The organism is Chitinimonas sp. JJ19 (genome assembly GCF_036961565.1).
Classification (GTDB): domain Bacteria; phylum Pseudomonadota; class Gammaproteobacteria; order Burkholderiales; family Chitinimonadaceae; genus Chitinimonas.
Genome location: NZ_JBAMDD010000019.1, coordinates 1 through 26621, shown reverse-complemented (window position 1 = coordinate 26621; position 26621 = coordinate 1). Strand labels below are relative to the sequence as shown.

Genomic DNA, 26621 nt, shown 5'->3' with positions numbered 1-26621 from the left:
AGGCTGGATAGGTCGGGCGAGTTTCCCCTCGGGCAGCGCCCTATTGCGACGAAAGCAAGGTTTCTGGACGTTCCCTGTCAACCCGCACAGAGAGTCGCCATGATCCAACTGCATTACGCCCCCAGCACCGCCAGCATGATCCCGCATATCCTGCTTGAAGAACTGGGCTTGCCATTCGAACTGATCACCGTGGACAAGGACGGCGGCGAGCTGGACAGCCCCGCCTACCGACAGCTCAATCCGAACGGCCTGATCCCCGTACTGGTAGACGGCGACCTAGTGCTATACGAAACGGCCGCCATCTGCCTGCACCTGACCGATCAACAGGCGGCAGCCGGCTTGGCACCACGGCCCGGCACAGCCGAGCGTGCCCATTGCTACAAGTGGTTGAGCTGGCTTTCCACCACTCTGCAAACCGCCTTGATTGTCTATTTCTACCCAGAACGCTGGGCCAGCACCCCGGCGGCCATCGCCGATGTGCAGGCCCACGCCCAAGCGCGTGTGCTCACCCTCCTGGAACAGCTGGATACCCAGCTCGCCAAGCCAGGCCAGGCATGGCTGCTGGGCCAGGATTACAGCGTGATCGACCTCTACGCTACCGTGCTGTGCCGCTGGACCCGTAACTTCAGCGGCAGGAAAGCGCGCGACTATCCCCATATCGGCCCCTGGCTGCAGCGTGTGCTGGCCCGACCCGCCGTGCAGCGTGTCATGGCCAAGGAAGGCCTGCAGCAACCCTGGGTATAGCCAGGTCGTCAGGGGGCCGCGCCAGGCGATCCAGCCACCCTCAGCGCACGGGTATTGCCGGCCAGATCGAGGCTGCGATACCCGTCGCGCTGCACTCTGCCGACAAGCAGCCATGCCAAGTCGCCACAGTTTGCTTAAACTGGTGCCATTCGCCAGCACGAGACCTACGCCATGCATCTGCTCGCCCACCGTGGCTACCATGCCCACAGCCCCGAGAACACGCTGGACGCCTTTGCCGCTGCATTGCGCCTGGGCTTTGAAGGCATAGAGACCGATGTCCGCGTCAGCGCCGACCACGAGGCGGTGCTGTTTCACAACCGGGTTGCGGCCAATGGCGAACCGGTTGCCGCCCTGACCCGCAAGCAGTTATCCGATGTCTGCGGCTATACCGTACCCACCCTGACAGAAGCGCTCCACGCCTTCCCCCATACCTACTGGAACATCGAGATCAAGACGCCGGCAGCCGCCAGCCTGGCGATTCCCCTGCTCAGCCACTACGAGGACAGCCACCGGCTGCTGGTGACCTCGTTCCGCCATGAGGTAGTCCAGTCCGCCGCCGAGCAATTGAGCGTGGAATGCGGCTATCTCAATGCCCACCGTCCCGCTGCCATCAACAGCCTGCTGCATGCCGCCCTGCCTCGCCCCAATCTGCGCACCCTGGTGTGGGACTGCGAGATTGTCGACCCCGATATCCTGCTGCAAGCCAATGCGCTGGGTTTTCGCAATATCGTCTACGGCGCCAAGACGGCCTACGAGCACCAGTTGATGCGTGAATTTGGCGTGCACGCCATCATTACCGACTATCCCGAGCATGTAGGCCTGCTTGCCTGATAAGCTGAGCGATCACCAGGCGGGTTGTGGTTGCTGGGCCAGCTTGGGCAGGCAGCGCAAGCTGACCGCTTATCGGCTGGTAAACCCATGCCACGACCACACCCAGCCCAGTCTGTCGTCGCTGCATGATGGCCTCCGGCAAGACGGCCATTGGGCTGGGCGGGATAGTCCCAGACGCCGGCCCATGCGGCTCGGCAACTGGCAGACAGGCAAGGAACTCAAATAGCCTGCCGCAGTCCCTACATCGCCCCCGGTTATTCAGGTTAGAATCGCCGCTTTCTTATCTTCCGCCCATCACGGATTCTTCATCATGCTGAATGGCAGTCTGGTCGCAATCGTGACCCCGATGTTCGAGGACGGCAGCCTCGATTTCGCCAGCCTTGAAAAGCTGGTCGAGTTCCATATCGCCGCTGGCACCGCTGGCATCGTCGCCGTCGGCACCACGGGTGAGTCCGCCACGGTAGATGTGGAAGAACATATCGCCGTGATCAAGGCCGTTGTCGCCGTTGCCCGTGGCCGTATCAAGGTTATCGCTGGCACGGGTGCCAATTCGACCCGCGAGGCCATCGAACTGTCCCGTCGCGCCCAGGAAGCCGGCGCGGACATGACCCTGTCGGTCGTGCCCTATTACAACAAGCCCACCCAGGAGGGCATGTTCCAGCACTACAAGGCCATCGCCGAGGCCGTCGCCATTCCCATGATCCTGTACAACGTGCCTGGCCGCACCGTTGCGGACATGAGCAACGACACCATACTGCGCCTGGCTGCCATCCCGAATATCGTCGGTGTGAAGGAAGCCACCGGCGATATCGGCCGTGCTGCCGACCTGGCCATGCGCGCACCCAAGGGCTTTGCCCTGTATTCGGGCGACGATGCCACCGCCCTGGCCTTTATGCTGATGGGGGGCCATGGCGTGATTTCCGTCACCGCCAATGTCGCCCCCCAACTCATGAGTGAGATGTGCGCCGCCGCCCTGCGTGGCGACCTGGCTGCCGCCCGTGCCGCCAACGACAAGCTGCAGGGTCTGCACAAGCAACTGTTCATCGAAGCCAACCCCATTCCGGCCAAGTGGGCCTTGAACCAGATGGGCATGATGCCAGCCGGCATACGCCTGCCCCTGACTCCACTGACTTCCGCCAGTGTTGCCCCCGTGCGTGCTGCCATGCAGCAGGCCGGTATCGAAATCTAAGGGTTATCAACGTCATGATTCGTTCTACTCGTACCGTGGCCGCCATTACGGTTGCCCTGCTGGCTGCCGGCTGTGCCAATACCACTTTCCGCGTGCCCTTCTTTGGCAGCGATGAAGAAAAGACCCCCGAATACGCCCAGGCGCGCAAGTCGATACAGCGCAAGGATTTGGAAGTACCGCCCGACCTTGCCACGCCCGGCGTCAACAACACTTATGACATTCCCGGCCTCAGCGGCGTCACGCTGTCCGCAGCCGGCCAGAAAGCCCTGGAAACTGGTGCGGTGCTGCCCAAGTTCGACAAGGTGCGGATGGAGTCGGCCAGCGGTCAGCGCTGGCTGGTCGTCAGCGCCCCGGCCGAGACCGTCTGGCCGCAGGCTCGCCAGTTCTGGCTGGACCAAGGCTTCAAGCTGACCATAGACAACCCCTTGGCCGGCATACTGGAAACCAACTGGGCGGAAGAGCGCCCCGAGCTGCCCGTGGGCACCATCCGTGCTGCCCTGCAGCGCGGCCTGGGCACACTGTACTCCAGCGGCATGGTGGATCAGTACCGCATGCGTATCGAGCGGGGTACCGAGGCCGGCACCACCGAGATCTACATCAGCCATCGCGGCATGGAAGAGAACTTTATCGGCGCCAACCGCGAGGACACCCGCTGGACCAAGCGCCCGGCTGAACCTGCCCGCGAGGCCGAGCAGCTGAAGAAGCTGCTGGTACGTCTGGGCGTGACGGCTGATACCGCCAACCAGGTGGTCAACAGCGCCACCACGGCAGATAGCAGCAGCGCTACCGCAACCACCAGCAGCGGCGAGCGGGCCAGCATGATCACCATGGCCGATGGCAAGCAGGCCATCCAGCTGACCGAAGGCTTCGACCGCGCCTGGCGCCGCGTGGGCCTGGCACTGGAGCGTGCCGGCTACAGCATCAGCGACCGCGACCGCTCGCTGGGTGTGTATTACATCCGTCCGGGTGTGATGCAGACTGCCAAGGAAGGCAGCAGCTTCTGGGATACCCTGGCCTTCTGGAAGGACGAAGAGAAGAAGGTAGATGCACCGCTGAGCTATGAATACGTGGTCATCGTATCGGGCAAGGACAGCCGCACCGTCGTACGCGTGGGCGGCAAGGATGGCAATGCCCTGCCAGATGCGACCGTTGGCAATGTGCTCAACCCACTGATAGGCGAGCTGCGCTAAACCATGCAGGGCCGCCTGCACCGCGCCCGCCCCAAGGTCCAGCATAGGCCCTGTTGATATCGGGTAGTGGTAGTCAGTCTCGAAACGCGCCACCTCTTGCTGAGGTGGCGCGTTTTTTTATTGCCCCCTGGGCACCTTCCCACCCTTGCCCCATCCCGCCTGCCGGCTTTGCAGACCCCTGCCAAGGCTGGTGCGCTATCGCTTTCATCGCGGCTACGCCGTAGTGTGTCGGCTTGCAACAGGGCGATGAACTCCTCGCAACGCCCCTACCCAAGGGGCTTGCGCCGTTTGTAGGCGATTACTCACTTACTACAATCTTACTCATTACTTACTAATTTCTTACCAATGCTTGCATTTAGCTTACAACACTCCTATGCTGACGCCACTGGTCTGCAAGTGGACACATAAGCAATAGGTATCACCGTCCAGGGCCAGGCAAACCAATAGTCAATGTGACAAAGGAGACAACATGCATAGCTTACAAGGACTTATTGCGCTCAGCGCAAATGTCATTGTCATTTCCATGGCCGCAAGCCCGGCCATTGCTGCCGACTACACCCAAGGCGTCGCCGAATCCGGCAGCACCGCCACCATCTGGTTCAAGTCCAGCGTCAATACCACTTGGGCGGATGTGCACTATCGCATCAATGCAGGGCCGCAACAGAACGTACGCCTCAACTATGTGGGCGCCAACGGTCGCTATGAACTACCGCTCAGCAATATCAGCGCCGGCAGCCAGCTCAGCTATTGGTTTACCTACAACAACGGCATGCCCGCATACGATACCCCCAGCGCCACCCACACCTTCGCAGGTGGTGACAATGGCGATGGGGATGGCGACACCGGCACAGCCATAGACCTTGGCCCCAACGTCAAGGTTTTCGACCCTACCATGCCTGCCACCGCCATACAGTCGGCTGTGGATGCCGCCTTCAATGCGCAGCTGCGTAGCCCGACTGCGCAGTTCGGGTCGCAACGCCATGTCTTTCTGTTCAAGCCGGGCCGCTACAACGTCTGGGTGAACACCGGCTTCTATACCGCCCTGGCAGGCTTGGGCCGCAACCCTGGCGATGTCACCCTGGCCGGCGCAGTGAATGCCGACAGCGGCTGGAACCACGGTGACGAGAACAATGCCACCCAAAATTTCTGGCGCTCGGTCGAGAACCTGTCCATCGCCCCGAATGGCGGCACCAACCGCTGGGCGGTGTCGCAAGCCGCTCCCATGCGTCGTGTCCATATCCGGGGTAACCTGGTCATGAGCCCCTCCAATAGCGGCTGGTCCAGCGGTGGCTATATCGCCGACAGCAAGATAGATGGTGTGGTCGCCACTGGCTCGCAACAGCAGTGGTACACCCGCGACAGCAATGTGGGCAACTGGTATGACGGGGTGTGGAATACCGTGTTCTCGGGTGTCACCGGCGCCCCGGCCCAATCCTTCCCTTCGCCGCCCTATACCACGCTCGCCACCACGCCTATCTCCCGCGACAAGCCCTACCTCTATCTTGATGCCGCAGGCCACTACAGCGTGTTCGTCCCCACCCACAGGACCAATGCGGTGGGTGCCAGCTGGTCAGGCGGCAGCACACCGGGCTACTCCCTGCCGCTCAGCCGGTTTCATATCGCTCGCCCGGGCGACAGTGCAGCCGCCATCAACACCGCGCTCGCCAGCGGCAAGCACCTGTTCTTTACGCCGGGCGTGTATCCAATCAACGACACATTGCGCGTCACGCGGGCCAATACCATCGTACTGGGCATAGGCTTCCCCACGCTGATCCCCCAAGGCGGCGTCAACGCCATGAGTGTGGCCGATGTGGATGGTGTACGCCTGGCCGGCCTGGTGTTCGATGCCGGCACTGTCAACAGCGCCGCCCTGCTCACCGTCGGCACGCAGGGCGCCCAGGCCAGCCATGCGGCCAATCCCATCAGCGTGCAGGATGTCTTCTTCCGCATAGGCGGGGCACTGCCGGGCAAGGCCACCACCAGCCTGATCGTCAACGCCAACGATACCCTGCTCGATCATATCTGGGCCTGGCGTGCCGACCACGGCAGCAGCCCGACCGGCTGGGATATCAACACAGGTGACACCGGCCTGATTGTGAATGGCCACAATGTGCTGGCTACCGGCCTCTTCGTCGAGCATTACAAGAAGTACGAGGTGATCTGGAATGGCGAGAACGGCAAGACCATTTTCTTCCAGAACGAAATGCCCTACGACGTCCCAAGCCAAGCCGCCTGGACCAGTGGCCGGGGCAACGGCTGGGCAGCCTACAAGGTGGCTGATGGCGTGAAGAAGCACGAGGGCTGGGGCATGGGTAGCTATTGCTTCTTCAATATCGGTGGGCAGAACACGCACATCAACGCAGCCCGGGGCTTCGAGGTACCGGTCACGCCCGGTGTACGCCTGCACAATGTGTTCACTGTCTCGCTGGGCGGCAACGGCACGATCTCTCGGGTGGTCAATGACAGCGGTGCGGTCACCAGCAGTTCCACCACCCCCAGCAATGTCCTGAACTACCCCTGATACACATCGGCTGCGTACATCGGTGCGCCCACACACACGCGGCGATCCCTCACAGGGGCTCGCCGCGTTCTCCACAGAATCTCGCTGATAAGGAACCGCCATGTTCATGTCGTTCAAACCGCATGCGTTATGCCTCGCCCTCTCCTTGCTCGCCGCCTCGCCTTGCGTGCTGGCCGAGGATTTCTCCAATGGCGTCAGCCACACCAGCGGCAGCAATGCCACCCTCTGGTTTGATTCCAATGTGAACACCAGTTGGGTCGATGCCCACTACCGCATCAACGGGGGTGGCCAGCTCAATGTCCGCATGCACTACAACCCGGCCAGCGGCCGCTATGAAACCCCCATCCCGGCAGGCATAGGCAGCGTGGTGACCAGCTGGTTCACCTATAACAATGGCCAGCCTGCCTATGACAGCCAGCCCACCACGATTACCCTGGGCAGCCCGACGCCCCCCGGCTCCGCGATAGACTTCCCCGCCCAGGGCACCACCTTCAACCTGGTCAATGGCACCAAGGGCGCCTATGCCGACAACGCCGTGTACTGGACCATGGTAGGCATGGACCCCTCCAAGCAGGATGCCTACGTGCATGTGGACTGCGCCGGCAACCTGGTGCCCATGCAAGCGGGCGATAACCAAGCCAGCGGCACCGGCTACGCCAACTACTCCATCCCCCTGTCGCAGTGCAAGCGCGTCACGGTGCGGCAGATCAAGTCGGCACGCCTCTATCTCAGCGTGGGCAGTCCACTCTTCCTGCGCGCCAACGGCAACCCGGTCAACGGCTACGCCGGGCCTAACATCGACAATCCGTCCGACCCCAATATCCCGGTCATCTTCGACTTTGTCGAAATGCACCTGGACAACCATGCCTTCTTCGGCAACACCACCCGGGTAGACATGTTCGGCTTCCCCGTCCGCATGCGGCTGCAGTCCAAGAGCGGCTTTGACCAGACCGTGGGCGAGACCGAATCACGCGCTGCGCTATTCAATGCCTTCAAGGCGCAGACCTCGGCGCCGTACCAGCAACTGGCACGCTCGCCCTACCGCATCGTCGCGCCCACCCACGGTGGCTTTCAGGCCGGTGGCCCGTATAGCCAGCATCTCGATGGCTATATCAATGCCATCTGGTCCCAGTACAGCTGGCAGACCCTGACGATAGACACCGCCCTCGGCACCTTCACAGGCCGTGTCGTAGGCAACCAGTTCCGCTTCAGTGACGCCCAAGGCACCTACTACGTCAACGGCAAGCCGACCACCGCCCAGACCCTGGCCTGCAATGGCGTGTTTGCCGACGCCACCCACGCCGCGCCGGGCGTGGCTACGGCCAAGCAGCTGCAAATCCAGGCCCAGTTGTGCGCAGCGCTTAACCGCACCGTGGCGCACGATGCCAAGCTGTGGTCCAGGGCGGATAGCTTCTACCAGCAACAGCAAACCAACGAATATTCGCGCTTCTGGCACGCCCACAGCATCAATGGGCTGTCCTACGGCTTCTCCTACGACGACGTACGCGAGTTCAGTTCTTCGCTAACTGCAGCCAATCCCAGCATCGCCACCATTACCATAGGCTGGTAAGCCAAACCGCCGCCGGCTCCCCCTGCGGGCCGGCGGCACCACCGCCGACTGCCTGCGCAGGAAGCCGTCCAACCACGCCATTGTCATTTATTCCATTGCCATCGCAGTGGCAGCCGCTACACTGCCGCGCTGGTCGCCTAGGCGATCCTTTTATCTATGCAAGGGAGTAGGGAATGAAAAAGCATCTGATCGCCGCCATGTTTGCCGCCACCATGCTGGGCACTGCAGCCCAGGCCGGTGGCCTGGACAGCCTGCTGGGCGACAAGAACAAGATGGGCGCCGTCTCTGATCTGGTCAGCGCCGCCACCATCAGCGACAGCGACCTGAAGAATGTCACGCAGCAATATGTAGCCAGCTCCGACAAAAAGGAAAAGGTTGCTCCTGCCAAGGACAAGTACGCCAAGCGCCTGGCCAAGCTGGTCGCCAAGCACCAGAACGAAGACGGCATGAAGCTGAACTTCAAGGTCTACCTCTCGCCCACGGTCAATGCCTTCGCCACCGCCGACGGTAGCGTGCGCGTCTATTCCGGCCTGATGGACCTGATGACCGACGACGAGCTGCGCGCTGTGATCGGCCACGAAATCGGCCACGTCAAACTGACCCATAGCCTCAACGCCATGCGTACCGCCTACCTGGCATCCGCTGGCCGCAACCTGGCTGCCTCGCAAGGCGGTGGCATCAAGCAGATGGCCGAGTCCGACCTGGGCGCGCTGTCCGAAGCCTTGCTGAACAACAGCTTCTCGCGCAGCCAGGAGACCGATGCTGATGACTACGGCTTCGCCTTCATGCAAAAGCACAAGTACCCGCCTGCCGCCATGGAAAGCGCCTTCCGCAAGCTGGCCGGCGACGGTGGCAAGCAGACCGGCCTTGATGCCATGCTGTCCACCCATCCCGATCCGGAAAAGCGCGCCAATCGCGTGAAAGACAAGATGGCCGGCAAGTAAGCCACCATCCCGTCATACCCACAGGGGCGCAGATTGCGCCCCTGTTGCATGGCAGCGCGACTGCACCTGTCGGCATGGGGAAAACTGCGCTATCGTTCGCGCCTCCCCACCGTGCGCCCGGCCATGCATCCTCTCAAAAAGCTCCTGGGCTATGCCCGCAATTACCGCAGCGACTTCCGCCTCGCCGCGCTGTACTCGGTCATCAACAAATTCTTCGATGTCCTGCCCGAGGTACTGATCGGCGTCGCTGTCGACATCGTGGTGAATGGCGAGAAGAGTTTTCTGGCCAAGCAGGTGCTAGGCAGCTTTGGCATCACCGACACCTGGCACCAACTGCTGCTGCTGGGGGTGGTCAATGTCCTGATCTGGGGCGGTGAGTCCTTCTTCGAATACCTCTACTCCATCAAATGGCGCAAGCTGGCCCAGGATCTGCAGCATGACTTGCGGCTGGACGCCTACCAGCATGTACAGAAGCTGGAGATGGCATATTTCGAGAACCAGCGCACCGGCAACCTGATGTCCATCCTGAACGAGGACATCAACCAGATGGAGCGCTTCCTCAATGGCGGCGCCAACCAGATCATCCAGGTGGTGTGCTCGTCCATCATGGTCAGCGCCGTGTTCTTTGCCCTGCAGCCTACGCTGGCCATCATCTCGCTGTTGCCGGTACCCGCCATCCTGCTGGGAGCATTCTGGTTCCAGAAACGCTTGGCGCCGCGCTATGCCGAAGTCAGGGTAGCCGCCGGCGATGTCAGCGCACGACTCAACAACAACCTGCTGGGCTTGGCCACCATCAAGGCTTTCGCCAGCGAGAGCTTCGAAGCCAAGCATATCGAGGAAGCCAGCAACGGCTACCGCGAGGCCAACAGCCGCGCCATCGCCGTCAGCTCGGCCATCACCCCCGTCATCCGCATGGCCATCCTGGCGGGCTTTACCGCCACCCTGGTCTACGGCGGCTGGCTTACCTTGCAGGGTGAGCTGGCAGTGGGTGCCTATTCTGTCCTGGTGTTCCTGACCCAACGCCTGCTGTGGCCCTTGACCGGGCTCGCCGAAGTGGCCGACATGTACCAGCGCTCCATGGCGGCCATAGACCGCGCCATGAATCTGCTCAACACCCCCATCAACATCCCCTACGAGGGCCGCCACTTCCCTGCAACCGGAGTAAAGGGCGAACTGGTGTTCGAGAACGTGGGTTTTGCCTATGGCGAGACCCCTACCCTGCAAGCGATCAACCTCACCATCCCGGCCGGCCGCACCATCGCCTTCGTGGGCAGCACCGGCTCGGGCAAGTCCACCCTGGTCAAGCTGCTGCTGCGCTTTTACGATGCCCAGTCAGGCCGCATCCTGCTCGACGGTCAGGCCATCTCTGAACTGAACCTGCAGGACTTGCGCCGCTGCATGGGCTATGTGGCGCAGGACAGCTTCCTGACTGACGGCACCATCGCCGACAACATTGCCTATGGCGTGCCCGATGCCAGCGAAGCCGCCATTGCCGCCGCTGCCCAGGCGGCTGAGGCCACCGAGTTCATTGCCAAGCTGCCACTGGGTTTTGCCACCCGGGTAGGCGAGCGGGGCCAGAAGCTGTCGGGCGGCCAGCGCCAGCGCCTGGCCCTGGCCCGCGCCATACTCAAGAACCCACCCATCCTGATACTGGACGAAGCGACCAGCGCGGTAGACAACGAAACCGAGGCCGCCATCCAGCGCAGCCTGGACATCGTCAGTCGCGACCGCACCACCATCGTCATCGCCCACCGCCTCTCCACCGTGCGCCAGGCCGATTGCATACATCTGCTGGAAGGCGGTCGCATCGTCGAAAGCGGCACGCATGAGCAATTGCTGGCCCGCAACGGTGGCTATGCGGCGCTCTGGCGCCTGCAGACGGGCGAGCGTATTGGCCAAAGCTGAGTGGTGACACCACCCCACTGGCCGAGCAGCCAGCCCGGTGGGGTGGTGTCGCAACACAGTCCAACTGTTTGATTAATTAAATATTCCCTTAACCACCGGCCCGGTAGAATCCCGCCCGCGCAACCGGCATCCGTTTCGGTTGCGTTGTCTATAAGGGAATACCGTGAGAGAGAAACACACTTCGTACTGCGCTGCACTGGCACTGAGCCTCGCCGTCAGCAGCGCCTGGGCCGCCGCCCCCGGCAGCCGCAACCCCGACCATTTCGAGTTCGACGCCACCCTGTCGGCACCCTATGCTGGCCGCGACATCAACGGCGCGCGCACCTTTGCCCTGCAATTTGACTACCCTGGCGCCAAATACCTGCAAACCGTGGCCTGGCGCCTGGAACTGCTGGACCCCAAGGGCAAGCTGGTCGAGCGCTGGGAGGGTGAGTCGTCCTATCTGGGCCGACCACTGACGGTAGAAGTCCCCTGGGCCGGCCGCAGCGGCAAGCATGCCGGCCTGCCTGACGGCACCTACAGCGTGCAACTGCATGCCACCGTGGCCGATCCCGTCCTCGCCCGCAGCATTGCCGGCAACACCAGTGCCCGGGTAAGCCGCCTGCTGCAGACCGCCGACGATCACGACCGCAAGCTGCAGCGCTGGGATATCCGTGTCGGCAATCCGGCCAAGCCGGCCATGCCCCGCTTCGCCGGCCTGCCCACCGTGCAGCGCAAGGGCGGCATGCGCATACAGGCAGCCCCGGCTACCGGCTCGCTGCCCTATACCGTCTATTACGGCAACCTGCACAGCCAGACCAATGATTCGGATGGCGGCGGTGCCATCGGCAGCTGCACCTCTTCGCAGCCCGCCCAGACCGGCCAGTACGGCCCGGCCGATGCCTTCAGCTACGCCCGCAATGCCGGCCTTGATTTTCTGATGACCTCGGAGCACAACCATTATTTCGATGGTTCCTCCAGCACCAATAGCGCAGCCAATCCCACCACCGCCCGCAACCGCTACCAGGCCGGCCTGGCCGCGGCCAGCAACCACAATACCGCCAACCCCGACTTCCTGGCCCTTTACGGCATGGAGTGGGGCGTCATCAACAACGGTGGTCACCTCAACATTCTGAATGCCCATGAGCTGCTGGCCTGGGAGTACAACAGCAGCAACCAGTTGATCGGTGACCGCTTTGTTGCCAAGAACGACTACGCCAACCTCTACGCCACCATGAAGCAGCAAGGCTGGATAGGTCAGTTCAACCACCCCGAGCGTAGCGGCCAATTCCTGATCAATGGCACGGCACTGGGCTATGACGCCAATGGCGACGAAGTCATGGTGGCCACCGAGATCATGAATACCTCGGCCTTCTCCTCCAACACCACCGAGACCGAGACCGGCCGCAGCAACTACGAAAGCGCCTACAACATGCTGCTGGAGCGGGGCTACCATGTCGCGCCCACCACCAACCAGGACAATCACTGCGCCAACTGGGGTACCAGCTACACCAACCGCACCGGCGTACTGATCCCCCAAGGCGCGGCCCTGAACATGGTCAACTTTGTCGAAGCCATGCGCGCACGCCGGGTGTTTGCCAGCATGGACAAGCAATCGCAGCTGATCTTCACCGCCAATGGTCACATCATGGGCGCGCGCTTCAGTAACAGCGGCCCGCTGACGCTGACAGCCAACTTCGCCAACAGTGCCGGCCGTAGCGTGACCCAGGTGCAGATATTCGAAGGTGTGCCGCGGCGCAATGGCACCGTCACCCTGTTGTCCAACGACGCCGTCACCACGGTGACGCCAGCCGTTGGCGAGCACTTCTACTATGCCAAGCTGACTCAGGACGACGGCAAGGTGTTGTGGTCTGCTCCGATCTGGGTCAACCAGACCTCGGGTGGCGGCGGCACCGATACCACGCCCCCCGCCGTGACGGCCAGCGTCACCGGCAGCAGCGGCAACATCAGCCTGGCTGCCAATGCCAGCGACAATGTCGGCGTCAGCAATGTGGAGTTCCTGGTCGATGGCATCAGCAAGGGCAGCGACAACAGCACGCCTTACAGCCTGGTACTGGACAGCACCACCCTGTCCAACGGCAGCCACACCCTGGTCGCTCGCGCCCATGACGCCGCCGGCAACAGTGCCAGCAGCAACCCGGTCAGCTTCAACGTCAGCAACACCACCGGCGGTGGCAGCCTGGCCGAGACCGAGTCCAACGGCAGCCTCAGCAGTGCCAACGTGGCAGCACGCACGGTCAGCAGCATCAATGGCACCATGGGCACAGTCAGCGACAAGGATTACTACAAGCTGACGCTGAACCCCGGCGAAACCCTGAAGGTGAACATGAGCGGCCCCGCTGACAAGGACTATGACCTCTACCTGGTCAATGGCAGCGACAGCACGCTCAAATCATCGCTAGGCAATACCTGCACCGAGAGCCTGAGCTATACCAATGGCAACGCCACCCAGACGGTCTACCTCAAGGTCATCAGCTACAAGGGCAGCAGCAGCAGCCAGCGCTATACCCTGACGCTGAGCTACACCGGCGGCACCGCCAGCATCAAGCGCTAACCCACTCCGGGTAAGGCGGTACACCCACCGCCACACTGCAGGGGCAAAGGCGCCACAACGCCCTTGCCCCTGCCTTGTTTCGATTGCCGCCCCAAGCAAGCGCCTGTCTATAATGGCCCCAGATGCCAACAACAGCGGAGACAACCATGAGCAAGTGGACAGCCTTTCCCCATGACGCAGCCGCCTTCGACTACGACGGCGACAAGCTGTGGAAACAGTGGGAACGCCTGCACGCCGGCGATCAGGAGCCCTGGCCAGAAGATGAAGCCAGCCAGGAAGCCTGGCGCGCCTACCATCGTGGCGATTTTCAGAATGCCGTGGCCCTGGGCCTGAAATCCGAAACCGGCTCGGGCATGAATGCCGCCAACAAGGCGCAGAGCATCTACGCCACCTATCTGGTGGAAGACGAAGACGAGAAAAAAGAGCTGTTCGAGGAAGTCGCCGACCGCGCCGAAGTGGCCGCCAAGGAAAACCCCAACAACATCAATGCCCACTATCAGCACGCCTATGCACTTGGCCGTTACAGCCAGGCCATTTCCATTGCCAAGGCGCTGACCCAGGGCATCGCCAGCAAATGCAAGGCCAGCCTCGATAAAACCCTGTCACTGGCCCCCGAGCACGCCGAAGCGCATATCGCGCTGGGTGCCTACCACGCCGAGATCATAGGCAAAGTCGGCAGCATGGTGGGCTCCCTCACCTACGGCGTCTCCAAGGATGCATCCGAAGCCCACTACGAAAAGGCGCTGGAGTTGATTCCCCACTCCGCCATTGCACGCATCGAATACGCCAACGGCCTGCTGACCCTCTACGGCAACAAAAAGGTCAAGGACGCCACCAAGCTGTATGAAGAGGCCGCCGAATGCCAGCCCTTGGATGCCATGGAGAAGCTGGACGTGGAGTTCGCCAAGTCTGAGCTGACTGACGATTGATGCGCCAGCTTCCCTGCCCGGCAGGCAGGGAAGCTGCGTGCCATGCCTGCCGCCCATCCCGGCCTATTGCGTGAAACCGGCCCATAGTGTTAGTCTTTAAAAAGAGATTACGGATACTTCAGCAATGACCCAACACCAACTCGATCACTGCCAAAGCAACGCTGCCCTCGTGGCCGCTGGCGCCCGTGCGCCCTTTGCAGATCGCGCATTGCTGGCAATGCCGTACTAGCCTTTTGAGCACTGCTCGGGAGGCTGAACGCCTACCCGGGTAGCAGTAACACCCGACCCCGGTAGGCCTCAAGCCACCGGGGTTTGTTTTTTTCTTTCACAGCAGGAGTGCGCCATGCGTACCTACGACAAGTTGATCGCCGTAATTTGGTCCAGCCAAGGGAGCAGAGGCTTGCGCTCGCCCTTTGGCACGAACCCGGTGACCACGGTACGCCCTGCGCACTGTGTCGCCGCCCCGCAAGATACGGCCTAGCCCTATCCTCGGCATCCATGCCGGACGGGGCTGTACAGCACCTATCCGGTTGGCAGAACCACCCCGGATCCGGTGCAAACCCTCCGGGGTGGTTTATTGGAAGACACAGATCATGGAAGACAGAAAACTACGCAATATCGGCATCATCGCTCACGTCGACGCAGGTAAGACCACCACCTCCGAACGCATCCTGTTCTACACGGGCGAGAACTACAAGATGGGCGAAGTCCATAAGGGCGCCGCCACCATGGACTACGATCCGCAGGAAAAGGCACGTGGCATCACCATCAATAGCGCCGCCACCACGGTCTTCTGGCAAGGTACGCAGATCAACCTGATCGACACGCCTGGCCATATCGACTTCAACATCGAGGTCAACCGCTCACTGCGCGTGCTGGACGGCGCCGTGGTGGTATTCGACGGCGTCGCTGGCGTGGAGCCGCAGACTGAGACGAACTGGCGCCTGGCCGACAAATACCATGTGCCGCGCCTGGCTTTCATCAACAAGCTGGATCGTACCGGCGCCGACTTCCTGCGCGTGGTCGGCATGATGCAGCAGCGCCTGGGTATCACCCCCCTGGTACTGCAGCTACCCATAGGCAGCGAAGGCGAGTTCCGTGGCCTCATCGATCTGGTAGAGATGCGTGCCTTGCTGTGGCCGGCAGACCATCTGCCCTTGCCCTATGAGGTGGCAGCCATACCGGCGGCACAACTGGAGCTTGCCCAGCATTATCGCAAGCTGTTGGTCGAAGCCACCGTAGAGCTGGATGAAGACCTGCTGGCGGCCTACCTGGACGGTGCCGACCCCAGTGCCGATGCGCTACGCCAAGCCATACGGCGCGGCACTCTCGCCGGCACCTTTGTACCGGTGCTGCTGGGCTCGGCCTATCGCAACAAGGGGGTGGAGCCGCTGCTGGACGCCGTCAACGCTTACCTGCCGGCGCCCGGCGAAGTGCTGGTGGCCAGCGAGCACGATATCGCGGTGGATCCTGACGGCCCCCTCGCGGCACTCGCCTTCAAGGTGCAGCACGATGATCACGGCATGCTGACCTTCACCCGGCTGTACCGTGGCCGCCTGGCGGTGGGTGACGTGGTGCTCAATGCCACCAATGGCAAGCGCGAGCGGATCGCACGGCTGTACGAGATGCATGCCAACCGCAAGGTGGAACGTGACTTCGCCATCGCCGGCGATATCGTCGCCATTGCCGGGCTCAAGGCCACGGTAACCGGCGATACGCTGACGGCGCAGGCACATCCACTGGTACTGGAACGCATCGACACACCGGAACCGGTGATCGATGTGGCGGTGGAACCCAGGACGCAGGCCGACCAGCAGAACCTGCTCAAGGGTCTGCAGGCCCTGCTGTCCGAGGACCCCAGCCTGCATCTCAAGCAGGATCACGAGACCGGCCAGACCGTGCTGTCAGGCATGGGCGAGCTGCAACTCGAGGTCACGCTGGAGAAGCTGCGCAGCCGCTTCAAGGTGGAGGTCAACGTCGGGCAGCCACAGGTGGCTTACCGCGAAACCATCACCCAGGCCGCCACGGTGCGCCATATGCACAAGAAGCAGACTGGCGGCCCCGGCCAATATGCCGAGGTGGAACTGATGGTGGAGCCGCTACCCCACGGCAGCGGTCTGATATTCGGCCACCAGCTGACCGGTGGCGCCATCCCGCGCGAGTTTATCCCTGGCGTGGAGGCCGGTGTACGCAACACGGTCAAACAGGGCGTGGTGGCTGGCTACCCGGTGGTCGACCTCAAGGTTACCCTGGTGGATGGCAGCTACCACGACCGCGACTCTTCGCCCTTGGCGTTTGAGCTGGCGGCTGGTGCGGCCTTGCGTGAAGCACTGCGTAAAGCCGCCCCGGTGCTTCAGGAACCCCTGATGGCAGTGGAAGTAGTCACGCCGCTGGACCATGTGGGCGATGCCATTGGCGACCTGAACCGTCGTCGTGGACAGGTTCGCGAGCAGACCATGCGTGGCAATGCAGTCGTGATTGCCGCCCATGTGCCCTTGCGTGAAATGTTCGGCTACATAGGCCAGCTACGCGCGCTGACAGCCGGCCGTGCCAGCTTCACCATGCAGTTTGACCACTATGCGGCAGTACCCGCCCATGTGGCCAGCGCTGTCACCGGCTAAGCCGGCTGACAAACTCAAAGGCGGACACCTCGGTGTCCGCCTTTTTATTTGCCGCAGCAGGTTTCAGGCCTATGCCCCAAGTGCCCACCTACTTCGGCAGCTCATAGCCATACGACTTCACAATCCTGTCAAAGCTCCCATCCTTTTTCATCGCCTCCAATGCCGCCTTCCAGGTCTCGGCTTCAGCCTTGTCAAACTTGAGTGAAGCCCCCAGGTAGATGCTGACCCTGCTAGCTACCGCCCCCCGCTTCAGCTGCTTGGCATCCAGGCCGGCCGCACGCTGGCCCTGCAAGGCTGAATTCCAGGCGGCCAGCCAGGCATCGATCCGGCCATTGGCCAGCTTCTGGGCATTCATGTCCTCCTTCACCACATCTTCAATCTTGGTAAAGCCCTTGGACTTGGCTATGCCGGCACCCACCGAGTCGCGCATCACCCCCACGGTCAGCGCCGGGTTAAAGCTGCTGACATCCACCTTGCTGGTGGCATGGCCTATCAGCACGAATTCCTCATCCACCAGGCCGGTCACCCACTGATAGCTGGCTTCGCGGGCGGCATTGCGGCCCAGCGGTATCAGCAGCACATTGGCTTCGGTTTTACCGGTCTCCAGCATGCGGGTAAAAGGCTGCACATCGATCTTGCCAGAATGCCCCACCCGCTTGGCCATCTCACGGACCAGATCGGCGGCTACCCCTTTGACCGCGCCCTTCTCCATATAGACAAAGGGCGGTACTTCGCCCGCCACGATACGCGCCTCGCCCCAGGCCGGCAGCAGTGCAAGGCTGAGGGCAAGGGCAAACAGCAGGGAGAGGGACTGGCGCATGACGGACTCCATATACGGTGTTTGGCATGCTCTGGGTTATAGCCGCTACAAACATGAAAAAGCCACCCCGTAGGGTGGCTGTTCGCTGAATCGATCAAGCCCGCGCAGATCAGGCTGCGGACAGATGCGCTCGTATCACCTCTGCCAGGGTCTTCACCCCTTCCTCGATCTTGTCCGGCGACGCGTGGCTGAAGTTCAAGCGCAACTCGTTGGACACACGGTCGGTAGCATAAAAGGGCTTGCCTGGCATAAAGGCAACCTTGCGGTCCAGGGCCGGCTGCAGCAAGCCATAGCTGTCGATGTCAGCCTTGAGCTTCAGCCAGAAGAACAAGCCACCCGGCGGCACAGTCCAGTCGGCCAGGTCATGGAAATGCTTGTCCAGGGCTGCAGCCATGATGTCGCGCTTCTGGTGATAGAAATCACGCAGACGGGCAATATGGGCCGGATACTCGGCCGAGGTCAGCAGCTTGTGCATGGCCCATTGGCCTTGCCGGTTGGTATGCAGGTCAGCAGCTTGCTTCAGCTTGTAGAAATGCGGCATCAGGCTGGGGTGGCAGGCCAGATACGCCACGCGCAGGCCCGGGATGGCCGTCTTGGAGAAAGTGCCGAAATGCACCCAAGGTGCCGACTTCAGGCGGGAACAGATCGGTGCGCGGTCGCACTGGTCATACACCAGCTCGCGGTAGGGTTCGTCTTCCAGCAGCACCACATTGTGCTCATCAAACAGATCGGCCACCCGTTGCCGGGTAGCCTCGTCATAGCAGACGCCCGACGGATTCTGGAAGGTGGGGATCAGGTAGGCAAAGCGGGGCTTCTCGCTCTTGAGCTTGCGTTCCAGTTCCTCCAGATCAGGGCCATTGGGTGTCAGACCCACTTCCACAAAACGGGCGCCGAACAGGCTGAAGCACTGCACGGCCGCCAGGAAAGTCGGCGCCTCAACCAGCACCGGTGTGTCGTGGTCCACAAACAGCTTGGCCGCCAGGTCCAGGCCCTGCTGCGAGCCGGTCAATATCAGCACATTGTCAGCCGTCACCGGCACGCCATTCTTGCTCATCTCGGCGGCAACAGCCTCGCGCAGCCACTTCTCGCCTTCGCTGGGGCCATACTGGCTCAGGCCATCAGGCAAGCCATTGAAATCGAGCTTGGGCATGGCTTCGGGGGCAGGCAGGCCACCGGCAAACGAGATCATCTCAGGCTGGTTGGCCACAGCCAGAATCTCGCGTACCAGCGAGCCCTGCAGACGGGAAAGGCGTTCGGAAAACATGGGCATTCCGTAGTATTGAAGGGGAAACTACGCACCCTGAACGAAAAAACGCACCGCCACAAGTGACGGTGCGTATCCGTATGCCCCCAACCGTACCGGCCCGTCCAGGCTAGCCCACGCCCCATGGCCCGTCTGCCAGGCTAGCAACCGCCGCATCAGGCGTGTTTGCCGGCCTCGCTCTGCATCCGCAGCACCGCCAGATGCAATTCGGCCAGCTCGGGGTCCGGCGGGCAATCCACCACGCTCAACAGCGTTGCCAAAACCAGCTTCTCAAACTCCTCACCAAACCGCTCGATGATGCGGGCAGGCTCGGCCACCAGCTTCTTGTCTGTCATCACACCAAAATTGACCCTGTCGTTGTACGAGAGGATGGACACCCCCATGCCTATCTCGCCCGACTGCGGCACCCAGAACTGCAGGTCACTCACCTTGTTGCCCGCCATGTAAATCGGCTCACGCGGGCCGGGTACATTGGTCATGACGGCTGTGGACTTGGTGCTGAAATACTCAATGGCCGGCTGCTCGACGATATTGGGCAGGGAGCCCACCACACTGAGCAGACCCAGGGTAATGATGGCATCGTAGCCTCCCTTGATCTCCTCCATGCGGCGCTTGACTTCGTACACCCGCTCTATCGGGTTGGCCACGCCTATGGGTAGCGGCAGGAACACCAGCCCAAAGTAGTTGCCCAGCTTGTCCAGCTTGCTCTCAGGCCGCAGATTAACCGGAACCGAGGCGCGGATATCGAGGCCATCCACGTTCTGCCCCTTCTCCACCAAATAGGCCCGCAAGGCACCGGCCACGCACGACAGCAACACATCATTGATGGAACAACCCAGCGCCTTGCCCACATGCTTGACCTCGGGCAACGGCAACGATTCAGACCAGGCAATACGCTTGGCAGTAGAGAGCTTGCCCTTGAACTTGGTGCGCGGGTCGGCAGGCATGGCCGCCAGCTTGGCCAGTCCCTGGCTGATGGCCAGCCCAGTCTGGGTGTACTCGGCTATCTTGCCCGGATTCATCATCAGGCCGTAGCTGGTCCCCAGCACCTTGCCATAGCTCTTCAGCACCCCGGCGTACATCTTGGCCACCGGCTTGTAGAGTCGCATGAAGGGATCATCCGGCTCCCGTTCGCCAGCCTGGAACTTGAGCTTCTTCGGCGCTGGCGCACTATCGCCGTCGACTTCCTTGTCGGTCAGCGACAATAGCACCTGTATCAAGGCGATACCATCACCGATGCAATGATGTATGCGCGCAACGAGTGCGCTGCCCCCCTGGTAGTTCTCTACCAGGTGGAACTGCCAAAGCGGCTTGCCGAAATCGAGCGGGGTGGAAATATGTTCGTTGACGAAGGCCTCCAGCTCGGGCTTGCCCGCATTCCCAGGCAACGCCACCCTATGCAGGTGGTTGTCTATATCGAAATCCGGATCGTTTTCCCAGGCGGCGTTGGTACCTGTACGTACCACCCGCTGCTTGAAGCGCTGGTACTTCAGCAGGCGGCTTTCCAGCACGCCGCGCAGCCGGGCAATGTCCATATGGCCCTCAAAGAACATGATGCCGGTAATCACCATCAGGTTGGTTGGCCTATCCATGCGCAACCAAGCCGTGTCAACGGCCGACATTGATTCCTTGCCCGAACCAAAGAGATTCAACAGCATATTTCCCACCCTGTGTCTGAATTGTGGTTGTTGTTTACGAGTCGGACGACCGCTCGCTTGACGTTGCTCTCGGAGGATTATAGAACACAGCTAGTCGCCGCCGACCACTACACGGTGCGGCTTACGGGCACGTCAATCGCCCAGACTGCATACGCATACGAATAACGAGGAGCAAGCCCCATGACTTATTTCGTGACCGGTGCTACCGGTTTTATCGGCAATAACCTCGTCCAGACTCTGCTGAAGAAACGCAAGGGCAAGATCTACGCGCTGGTACGCAAGGAATCGCTGGAAAAGTTCGACAAGATCAAGGAACGCTGGGGCAAGGACGCTGATCGCGTCATCCCGGTAGTCGGCGAGCTGGGTAAAACCCAGTTGGGTGTCTCCAAGAAAGACATCGCGGAGCTGAAGGGCAAGATCAAGCACTTCTTCCATCTGGCCGCCCTGTACGACCTCAAGGCCACCGCCGAGGAACAGCTCGAAGCCAACGTCAACGGTACCCGCCATGCAGTGGAGTTCGCCGAGGCCGTAGAAGCCGGCATCTTCCATCACACCAGCTCCATCGCGGCCGCCGGCCTCTATGAGGGCGTGTTCTCGGAAGACATGTTCGAAGAAGCCGGCAAGCTCAACCACCCCTACTTCCGCACCAAGCACGACTCCGAAGCCATCGTCCGGCGTGAATGCAAGCGCCCCTGGCGGGTCTACCGGCCTGGCATCGTGGTCGGCAGCTCCAAGACCGGTGAGATCGACAAGATCGACGGCCCCTACTACTTCTTCAAGGTCTTGCAGAAAATGCGCAAGATCCTGCCGCCGTGGATGCCTGCCATCGGCATAGACGGCGGTCGCATCAACCTGGTACCGGTGGATTACGTGGTCGAAGCCATGGATCACATCGCCCACCTCAACGGTCACAACGGCGGCTGCTTCCACCTGACCGACCCCGATGCCAAGCGCGTGGGCGAAGTGCTGGCCATCTTTGCCGAAGCCGCCCATGCCCCCAAGCTGACCGTGCGGCTCAACCCGGCCATTTTTGGCTTTGTGCCGTCGATGATACGTCAGGCCATCAGCTCGCTGACCCCCGTACGCCGCGTGCGTGATGCGGTCATGCGTGATCTGGGCCTGCCACCCGACATCATGAACTTCGTGTCCTACCCGACGCGCTTCGACAGCCGCCAGACCCAGAAGCTGCTGGCCGGCACCGATATCAAGATTCCGGCGCTGGAAGACTATGCCTGGAAGTTGTGGGACTACTGGGAACGCCATCTCGACCCGGATCTGTTCATCGATCGCTCGCTGTCCGGCGTATCGCGTGGCAAGAACGTGCTGATCACCGGCGGCTCCTCCGGCATCGGCCAGGCCAGCGCCATGAAGCTTGCCGCCGCCGGCGCACATGTCATCATCGTGGCCCGCGACATGGAGAAACTGGAGGCCACCAAGAAGGAAATCGAAGCCTGCGGCGGCAAATGCTCGGTATATTCCTGCGATCTGTCCAGCCTCGATGCCATCGACGAGCTGGCCAAGAAAGTACTGGACGAGCACGGCCACGTGGATGTGCTGATCAACAACGCCGGCCGCTCCATCCGCCGCGCCGTTGAAAACAGCTATGACCGCTTCCACGACTTCGAGCGGACCATGCAGCTCAACTACTTCGGTAGCCTGCGCCTTACCCTGGCCCTGCTGCCTAGCATGAGCACCCGCAAGAGCGGCCATGTGGTCAATATCTCCTCCATCGGGGTACTGACCAACTCGCCACGCTTCTCGGCCTATGTGGCCTCCAAGGCCGCTCTGGATGCCTTCACCCGCTGTGCCGCCAGCGAATTCTCCGATCGTGGTGTCTACTTCACCACCATCAATATGCCGCTGGTGCGCACCCCCATGATCGCCCCCACCGACATCTACAAGAACATGCCCTTCATCATCAGCCCGGATGAAGCGGCCGACATGGTGGCACAGGCCGTCATCTACAAGCCCGTACGAGTGGCGTCGGGCCTTGGTATCTTTGGCCAGATGATCCATGCCCTGGCACCGCGCGTGGCACAGATCATCATGAACACCGCCTATCGCATGTTCCCCGACTCCTCCGCCGCCCAAGGCGGCAAGGAAGGTGGTCGCACCCAGGAACTGAGCGCAGACCAACTGGCATTCATGCAGATCATGAAGGGCATACACCTGTAAGCCTGCACGGTCACCGCAGCACAATGAAAAAGGCAGGTGGTTTCCCACCTGCCTTTTTCATTGCTGGCCCAAGCCGGACAAGCACGCCTTTACGGGTGCCATGCAACCGCAAGCTAGCCGAAATGCTGCCCCAGAAAACCCTTCACTTCCGACTCTATCCTGGGCTTCAGTGCCATCAGCAGGAAACCCAGCTTGGCGTCTACCACCACCTCATCTGCCGCCACAGTCAATTGGCCAGAAACACCAGGGCGCTGGAAGTGCAAGACCTCCCCCTCCCAGCGGTAGTCCATACCGAACTCCTGCTTCATCTGCTCGGCCACTTCGCCAGCCAGCTTAAGTGCCTCGTCGTGCGGCTTGCTGTGAGGGTACTGTATATGTATCGACATGTGCTTGCTCCACCGTACTGTTTATCAGTGCGCAACCGCCACCACCGGCAAGCTGCTTTCGAATGCTGTGTAGCTTAGCGCCAAATCCGCCGCCTGCCAGCCCTTCGTGGCCATTCTCCGGGAAATTCTTTGTTCGCTCCTGGCCTAGCCCTAGTCGTGCGGCAATGCCCAGCTACGGCGTAAACGCCAAACACTCCGCTAATAGTGTCCTCTGGTACGGTCGGCCGGGACAAGGCTTGCTAGGCTGAAACTTACTTTAGCTCGCCTTCCATGGGCGAGTACAGGAACAAGCACCACGCTGTATTCCCCAGCCCAACAAGAATCAGTCTGGATGCCGGGGAATGGGTTCCCCTCTGGCGGGCACGGGGTCGCTGCAGCTGCACGATCTGGTATAAGACATGAAGTCAGCCAAGACCCTGCGTATATGCACTGAACTAGTGTCAGCCGTTCGTGTGATCTTGCACCACATACTCCCCGCAACTACCCTGAATACGTTTCGGCATAACGACAAACCGCTTGTCTTCCAAATTGGAAACGGCGCTCACTATCCCAAAGAGCCCTTATGGCCATACACATCATCCGCCTCGGCAGCCCCCGCCTGCCCAACGAAGGGCTGCGCATCGGCACAGTGCGTCGCCCGCCGCGCGGCGTGCCCAAGGCCGAGTTTGCCAGCCGCAACTATTACGATACCTGGCTGCCCAACCTCGCACCCAGTAACGAACTAATGGCCGTGGGCAAGGCTGCAGTCAGCGAAGCGGACTGGACAGGATTCAAGCGCCGCTTCCGCACCGAGATGAATGAAGCCGATGCAGCCAGGGTGCTGGATCTGCTGGCGGCACTGTCGCACCAGAGTGAGCTGGCCATAGGTTGTTATTGTGAAGATGAAGCGCGTTGCCATCGCTCGGTGCTGAGAGAACTACTAGCAGAGCGGGGTGCCCGCTTGGCAGAGCTGGCACCCGACTCACCACCCCTTACCCACACCTGATACCTGCATGCCGCCAGAAAGCCATCATGAACCCTGACAGCAAACCAACCACCTCCCTGCTCACCATAGGTCTGATCGGCGGTATGAGCTGGGAGTCCACCGTTCCTTATTACCAGCACATCAATCAGGCAGTGCGGCAACAACTAGGCGGCTTGCACTCCGCACGCATAGTGCTCTACAGCGTGGACTTCCATGGCATAGCCCAGTTGCAGCGCGATAACGCGTGGGACGAAGCCGGCAGGCAGCTGGCCAGCGTTGCACAGAAGCTGGAGGCCACAGGCGCAGATCTGCTGGTGCTTTGTACCAACACCATGCACAAGGTGGCCGATATGATCACGGCAGCCGCCAATATACCCTTGCTGCACATAGCCGACCCCACTGCAGCCGCCATACGCCAAGCCGGCATGCAGACAGTAGGGCTGCTCGGCACCCGCTTTACCATGGAACAAGCGTTCTACCGCGATCGCATGCAACAACACGGCATAGCCGTGCTGGTACCGGACGCCCCCGATCGCGACATCGTCCATCACGTCATCTACGAGGAACTGTGTCAGGGCCTTGTCAGCGACTCATCCCGGCGTGAGTACCAGCGCATCATCAAGCAGCTGAAGGATCAAGGCGCGCAAGCCGTGATCCTCGGTTGCACCGAAATCAGCATGCTGATCGGGCCTGAGCACGCAGCCGTACCCTTGTTCGATACCACTCGCCTGCATGCCTACGCAGCGGCCAGCATGGCGATGGCTAGCAACATCGACTGAAGCGGCCTATCGCCACTCGGCTTCATACACCGCCAGGCGGAGCCAAAGGCCGCAAAGCAATCGGCGCCGACATCACGATAGAGGTACGCGTCTCGCCAAAGTGATTGATGCTGCCGACGAACTGCTCCAAATGGCGGATATTGCGTGTCACCACCCGCAAGACGAACGAGTCCTGCCCGGTGACATGCAAGCATTCCAGCACTTCGGGCATGCTCTGCAACTGCGCAATCAATCTGGCCTTATCGGGCTGGGCGGTAGTCATGCCTACCAGTGCCATCACGTCGTAGCCCACCGCCTCGGCCGATACCAGCGCACGATAGCCCCGTACTACCCCAGCCTCCTCCAGGCGCTTCAAACGTTCCGATGCCGCCGGCACGGATAGCGCCACCTTGGCCGCCAGCTCCGTCAGCGAGATACGTCCATCAGCCTGTATGGCCTGCAGTATTTTCCAGGACTTTCCATCGATCTCCATAAAATCCCTATGCCATCGCCGAATATTCAAAAGAATTTTAGGCAAGTACCCAAAACATCCTTAGACATACCATTCAAGCACGGGCCACAGACTTGGACAATCTATCCATACAACCTGGAGCCCACTCATGGATACCCCACTCTTCCTGCAAGCCTGCCTGATCGGCCTCTCCATTGCTGCCCCAGTAGGCCCCATCGGCCTGCTATGCATACAACGCACGCTGCAGCATGGCGCCCGTACAGGCTTTGCCAGCGGCCTGGGCGCCGCTACGGCAGATGCCTGCTATGGCGCCATCGGTGCGCTGGGCATCACCAGCCTGACCCTGGCGTTTACCGCATTGACCTTGCCATTGACGCTAGTCGGTGGCGCCATGCTGATCTGGATGGGCATAGCCATGCTGCGCAGCACACCACCCGCTGCTGCCGCAGAGGTCAAACACGGCAGCCATGTCAGCGCATTCGCCTCGGTATTTGCCCTGACGCTGACCAACCCCATGACCATACTGTCATTCGCCGCCGTCTTCGCCGTACTAGGTCAAGGCCAAACAAGCAGCATCAGCCAGGCAGCGCTCATGGTCGCTGGCATCTTCACCGGTTCGGCCCTCTGGTGGCTAGGCCTGGCATGTGGCGTAGCCGCCGGTCGGCATCACCTCAGACCGCCTCAGCTGCGCTATTTGGGCCAAACCGCCGGGCTATTGCTGATCGGCTTTGCCTGCTGGCAATTGTTCGGCCTAGTGGTGGACTGATGTATCTGCCGGGCGAAACCCGCGTAGCGCCCGTGCACGCGCCTTCAGGCCAGGCAGACGGTCGCACCCTATCCGTACATCCTCCTCCATTCTGATGATGCGTATCCACCCAAGCCCTGACTAGACTTCCTGAGATCGGGTGCCGCGGCACACCACCCAAACACAGCAATCAGGAGGGATGGATGCCACAGACCTACAAGCAGCGGTATGACCGTTATAAAAAGGAAGTGGATGCTGCAGTCGGCAGGCCACTCGGAAAGTGGGGCCAGTTCAAGGCCTTCTTCGCACCCAACAGCTTGAGCACGGTTCGCAAGCAAGCCATAGACAACGCCAGTAACGCCAGAAGGGCAGCTGTCACGC

General features: G+C 61.3%; 20 protein-coding genes. 15 read left to right on the top strand and 5 right to left on the bottom strand.

Going from position 1 to position 26621, the window contains the following annotated elements:
• The first annotated feature begins 99 nt into the window (after nucleotides 1-99).
• The 11 genes from V7714_RS18460 to fusA all read left to right on the top strand — a co-directional run bounded on the left by V7714_RS18460 (nucleotide 100) and on the right by fusA (nucleotide 16998).
• Nucleotides 100-744 (top strand): glutathione S-transferase family protein, encoded by a 645-nt coding sequence (locus tag V7714_RS18460; RefSeq protein WP_335711035.1) that lies wholly within the window; start codon nucleotides 100-102, stop codon nucleotides 742-744.
• 171 nt (nucleotides 745-915) lie between these two features.
• Nucleotides 916-1575: a glycerophosphodiester phosphodiesterase gene (locus V7714_RS18455; protein WP_284197940.1), complete on the top strand. Its 660-nt coding sequence runs from the start codon at nucleotides 916-918 to the stop codon at nucleotides 1573-1575.
• A 310-nt stretch (nucleotides 1576-1885) separates the two neighbouring features.
• Nucleotides 1886-2764, top strand: coding sequence for a 4-hydroxy-tetrahydrodipicolinate synthase (gene dapA, locus V7714_RS18450; RefSeq protein WP_335711034.1), 879 nt, complete (start codon nucleotides 1886-1888; stop codon nucleotides 2762-2764).
• 14 nt (nucleotides 2765-2778) lie between these two features.
• Nucleotides 2779-3954: an outer membrane protein assembly factor BamC gene (gene bamC, locus V7714_RS18445; RefSeq protein WP_335711033.1), complete on the top strand. Its 1176-nt coding sequence runs from the start codon at nucleotides 2779-2781 to the stop codon at nucleotides 3952-3954.
• A 469-nt stretch (nucleotides 3955-4423) separates the two neighbouring features.
• Nucleotides 4424-6475: a coagulation factor 5/8 type domain-containing protein gene (locus V7714_RS18440; protein WP_335711032.1), complete on the top strand. Its 2052-nt coding sequence runs from the start codon at nucleotides 4424-4426 to the stop codon at nucleotides 6473-6475.
• Between the two features lie 100 nt (nucleotides 6476-6575).
• Nucleotides 6576-8045 (top strand): glycoside hydrolase family 64 protein, encoded by a 1470-nt coding sequence (locus V7714_RS18435; RefSeq protein WP_335711031.1) that lies wholly within the window; start codon nucleotides 6576-6578, stop codon nucleotides 8043-8045.
• A 173-nt stretch (nucleotides 8046-8218) separates the two neighbouring features.
• Entirely contained in the window at nucleotides 8219-8989 is a 771-nt protein-coding gene (locus V7714_RS18430) for a M48 family metallopeptidase (protein ID WP_335711030.1), read from the top strand.
• A 123-nt stretch (nucleotides 8990-9112) separates the two neighbouring features.
• Nucleotides 9113-10894 carry an ABC transporter ATP-binding protein gene (locus V7714_RS18425; protein WP_335711029.1) on the top strand — a complete coding sequence of 594 codons (1782 nt, stop codon included), beginning with the start codon at nucleotides 9113-9115 and terminating at the stop codon, nucleotides 10892-10894.
• A gap of 163 nt (nucleotides 10895-11057) precedes the next feature.
• A complete protein-coding gene (locus tag V7714_RS18420) occupies nucleotides 11058-13448 on the top strand; it encodes a CehA/McbA family metallohydrolase (protein WP_335711028.1) in 2391 nt (796 codons plus the stop codon).
• Nucleotides 13449-13594: 146 nt separating this feature from the next.
• On the top strand, nucleotides 13595-14377 hold the full coding sequence (locus tag V7714_RS18415) for a hypothetical protein (RefSeq protein WP_284197932.1): 783 nt from the start codon (nucleotides 13595-13597) through the stop codon (nucleotides 14375-14377).
• 593 nt (nucleotides 14378-14970) lie between these two features.
• Entirely contained in the window at nucleotides 14971-16998 is a 2028-nt protein-coding gene (fusA, locus tag V7714_RS18410) for an elongation factor G (RefSeq protein ID WP_335711027.1), read from the top strand.
• Nucleotides 16999-17086: 88 nt separating this feature from the next.
• Here the strand turns inward: fusA and V7714_RS18405 are convergent, their stop codons facing one another.
• The 3 genes from V7714_RS18405 to V7714_RS18395 form a co-directional block, all read right to left on the bottom strand.
• The gene (locus V7714_RS18405) at nucleotides 17087-17818 is read right to left on the bottom strand and encodes a substrate-binding periplasmic protein (protein WP_335711026.1); all 732 of its coding nucleotides are present in this window, start codon (nucleotides 17816-17818) and stop codon (nucleotides 17087-17089) included.
• Nucleotides 17819-17927: 109 nt separating this feature from the next.
• Nucleotides 17928-19082, bottom strand: coding sequence for an aminotransferase-like domain-containing protein (locus V7714_RS18400; RefSeq protein WP_335711025.1), 1155 nt, complete (start codon nucleotides 19080-19082; stop codon nucleotides 17928-17930).
• A gap of 155 nt (nucleotides 19083-19237) precedes the next feature.
• Nucleotides 19238-20740 (bottom strand): WS/DGAT/MGAT family O-acyltransferase, encoded by a 1503-nt coding sequence (locus V7714_RS18395; RefSeq protein ID WP_335711024.1) that lies wholly within the window; start codon nucleotides 20738-20740, stop codon nucleotides 19238-19240.
• A 180-nt stretch (nucleotides 20741-20920) separates the two neighbouring features.
• Between V7714_RS18395 and V7714_RS18390 the strand changes: the two genes are divergently transcribed.
• On the top strand, nucleotides 20921-22915 hold the full coding sequence (locus V7714_RS18390; RefSeq protein ID WP_335711023.1) for an SDR family oxidoreductase: 1995 nt from the start codon (nucleotides 20921-20923) through the stop codon (nucleotides 22913-22915).
• A gap of 113 nt (nucleotides 22916-23028) precedes the next feature.
• Here V7714_RS18390 and V7714_RS18385 read toward each other — a convergent pair whose 3' ends face one another.
• Nucleotides 23029-23301 (bottom strand): polyhydroxyalkanoic acid system family protein, encoded by a 273-nt coding sequence (locus tag V7714_RS18385; RefSeq protein ID WP_284197926.1) that lies wholly within the window; start codon nucleotides 23299-23301, stop codon nucleotides 23029-23031.
• A gap of 562 nt (nucleotides 23302-23863) precedes the next feature.
• On the opposite strand from V7714_RS18385, the gene V7714_RS18380 reads away from it, so the two are divergent.
• Nucleotides 23864-24286, top strand: a complete 423-nt coding sequence (locus tag V7714_RS18380; protein ID WP_335711022.1) for a DUF488 domain-containing protein — start codon at nucleotides 23864-23866, stop codon at nucleotides 24284-24286.
• 56 nt (nucleotides 24287-24342) lie between these two features.
• Nucleotides 24343-25044: an aspartate/glutamate racemase family protein gene (locus V7714_RS18375; RefSeq protein WP_335711074.1), complete on the top strand. Its 702-nt coding sequence runs from the start codon at nucleotides 24343-24345 to the stop codon at nucleotides 25042-25044.
• A gap of 22 nt (nucleotides 25045-25066) precedes the next feature.
• Here V7714_RS18375 and V7714_RS18370 read toward each other — a convergent pair whose 3' ends face one another.
• On the bottom strand, nucleotides 25067-25516 hold the full coding sequence (locus tag V7714_RS18370) for an Lrp/AsnC family transcriptional regulator (RefSeq protein ID WP_335711021.1): 450 nt from the start codon (nucleotides 25514-25516) through the stop codon (nucleotides 25067-25069).
• A 127-nt stretch (nucleotides 25517-25643) separates the two neighbouring features.
• Between V7714_RS18370 and V7714_RS18365 the strand changes: the two genes are divergently transcribed.
• On the top strand, nucleotides 25644-26261 hold the full coding sequence (locus V7714_RS18365) for a LysE family translocator (RefSeq protein ID WP_335711020.1): 618 nt from the start codon (nucleotides 25644-25646) through the stop codon (nucleotides 26259-26261).
• Nucleotides 26262-26621: the final 360 nt, after the last annotated feature.

What these genes read in the sequence shown, in the direction of transcription:
- dapA (WP_335711034.1), top strand. Translation starts at nt 1,886, where the DNA reads ATGCTGAATGGCAGTCTGGTCGCAATCGTGACCCCGATGTTCGAGGAC.
- V7714_RS18425 (WP_335711029.1), top strand. Translation starts at nt 9,113, where the DNA reads ATGCATCCTCTCAAAAAGCTCCTGGGCTATGCCCGCAATTACCGCAGC.
- V7714_RS18460 (WP_335711035.1), top strand. Translation starts at nt 100, where the DNA reads ATGATCCAACTGCATTACGCCCCCAGCACCGCCAGCATGATCCCGCAT.
- fusA (WP_335711027.1), top strand. Translation starts at nt 14,971, where the DNA reads ATGGAAGACAGAAAACTACGCAATATCGGCATCATCGCTCACGTCGAC.
- V7714_RS18435 (WP_335711031.1), top strand. Translation starts at nt 6,576, where the DNA reads ATGTTCATGTCGTTCAAACCGCATGCGTTATGCCTCGCCCTCTCCTTG.
- V7714_RS18400 (WP_335711025.1), bottom strand. Translation starts at nt 19,082, where the DNA reads ATGTTTTCCGAACGCCTTTCCCGTCTGCAGGGCTCGCTGGTACGCGAG.
- bamC (WP_335711033.1), top strand. Translation starts at nt 2,779, where the DNA reads ATGATTCGTTCTACTCGTACCGTGGCCGCCATTACGGTTGCCCTGCTG.
- V7714_RS18455 (WP_284197940.1), top strand. Translation starts at nt 916, where the DNA reads ATGCATCTGCTCGCCCACCGTGGCTACCATGCCCACAGCCCCGAGAAC.
- V7714_RS18440 (WP_335711032.1), top strand. Translation starts at nt 4,424, where the DNA reads ATGCATAGCTTACAAGGACTTATTGCGCTCAGCGCAAATGTCATTGTC.
- V7714_RS18405 (WP_335711026.1), bottom strand. Translation starts at nt 17,818, where the DNA reads ATGCGCCAGTCCCTCTCCCTGCTGTTTGCCCTTGCCCTCAGCCTTGCA.
- V7714_RS18390 (WP_335711023.1), top strand. Translation starts at nt 20,921, where the DNA reads ATGACTTATTTCGTGACCGGTGCTACCGGTTTTATCGGCAATAACCTC.
- V7714_RS18370 (WP_335711021.1), bottom strand. Translation starts at nt 25,516, where the DNA reads ATGGAGATCGATGGAAAGTCCTGGAAAATACTGCAGGCCATACAGGCT.
- V7714_RS18415 (WP_284197932.1), top strand. Translation starts at nt 13,595, where the DNA reads ATGAGCAAGTGGACAGCCTTTCCCCATGACGCAGCCGCCTTCGACTAC.
- V7714_RS18365 (WP_335711020.1), top strand. Translation starts at nt 25,644, where the DNA reads ATGGATACCCCACTCTTCCTGCAAGCCTGCCTGATCGGCCTCTCCATT.
- V7714_RS18380 (WP_335711022.1), top strand. Translation starts at nt 23,864, where the DNA reads ATGGCCATACACATCATCCGCCTCGGCAGCCCCCGCCTGCCCAACGAA.
- V7714_RS18385 (WP_284197926.1), bottom strand. Translation starts at nt 23,301, where the DNA reads ATGTCGATACATATACAGTACCCTCACAGCAAGCCGCACGACGAGGCA.
- V7714_RS18430 (WP_335711030.1), top strand. Translation starts at nt 8,219, where the DNA reads ATGAAAAAGCATCTGATCGCCGCCATGTTTGCCGCCACCATGCTGGGC.
- V7714_RS18395 (WP_335711024.1), bottom strand. Translation starts at nt 20,740, where the DNA reads ATGCTGTTGAATCTCTTTGGTTCGGGCAAGGAATCAATGTCGGCCGTT.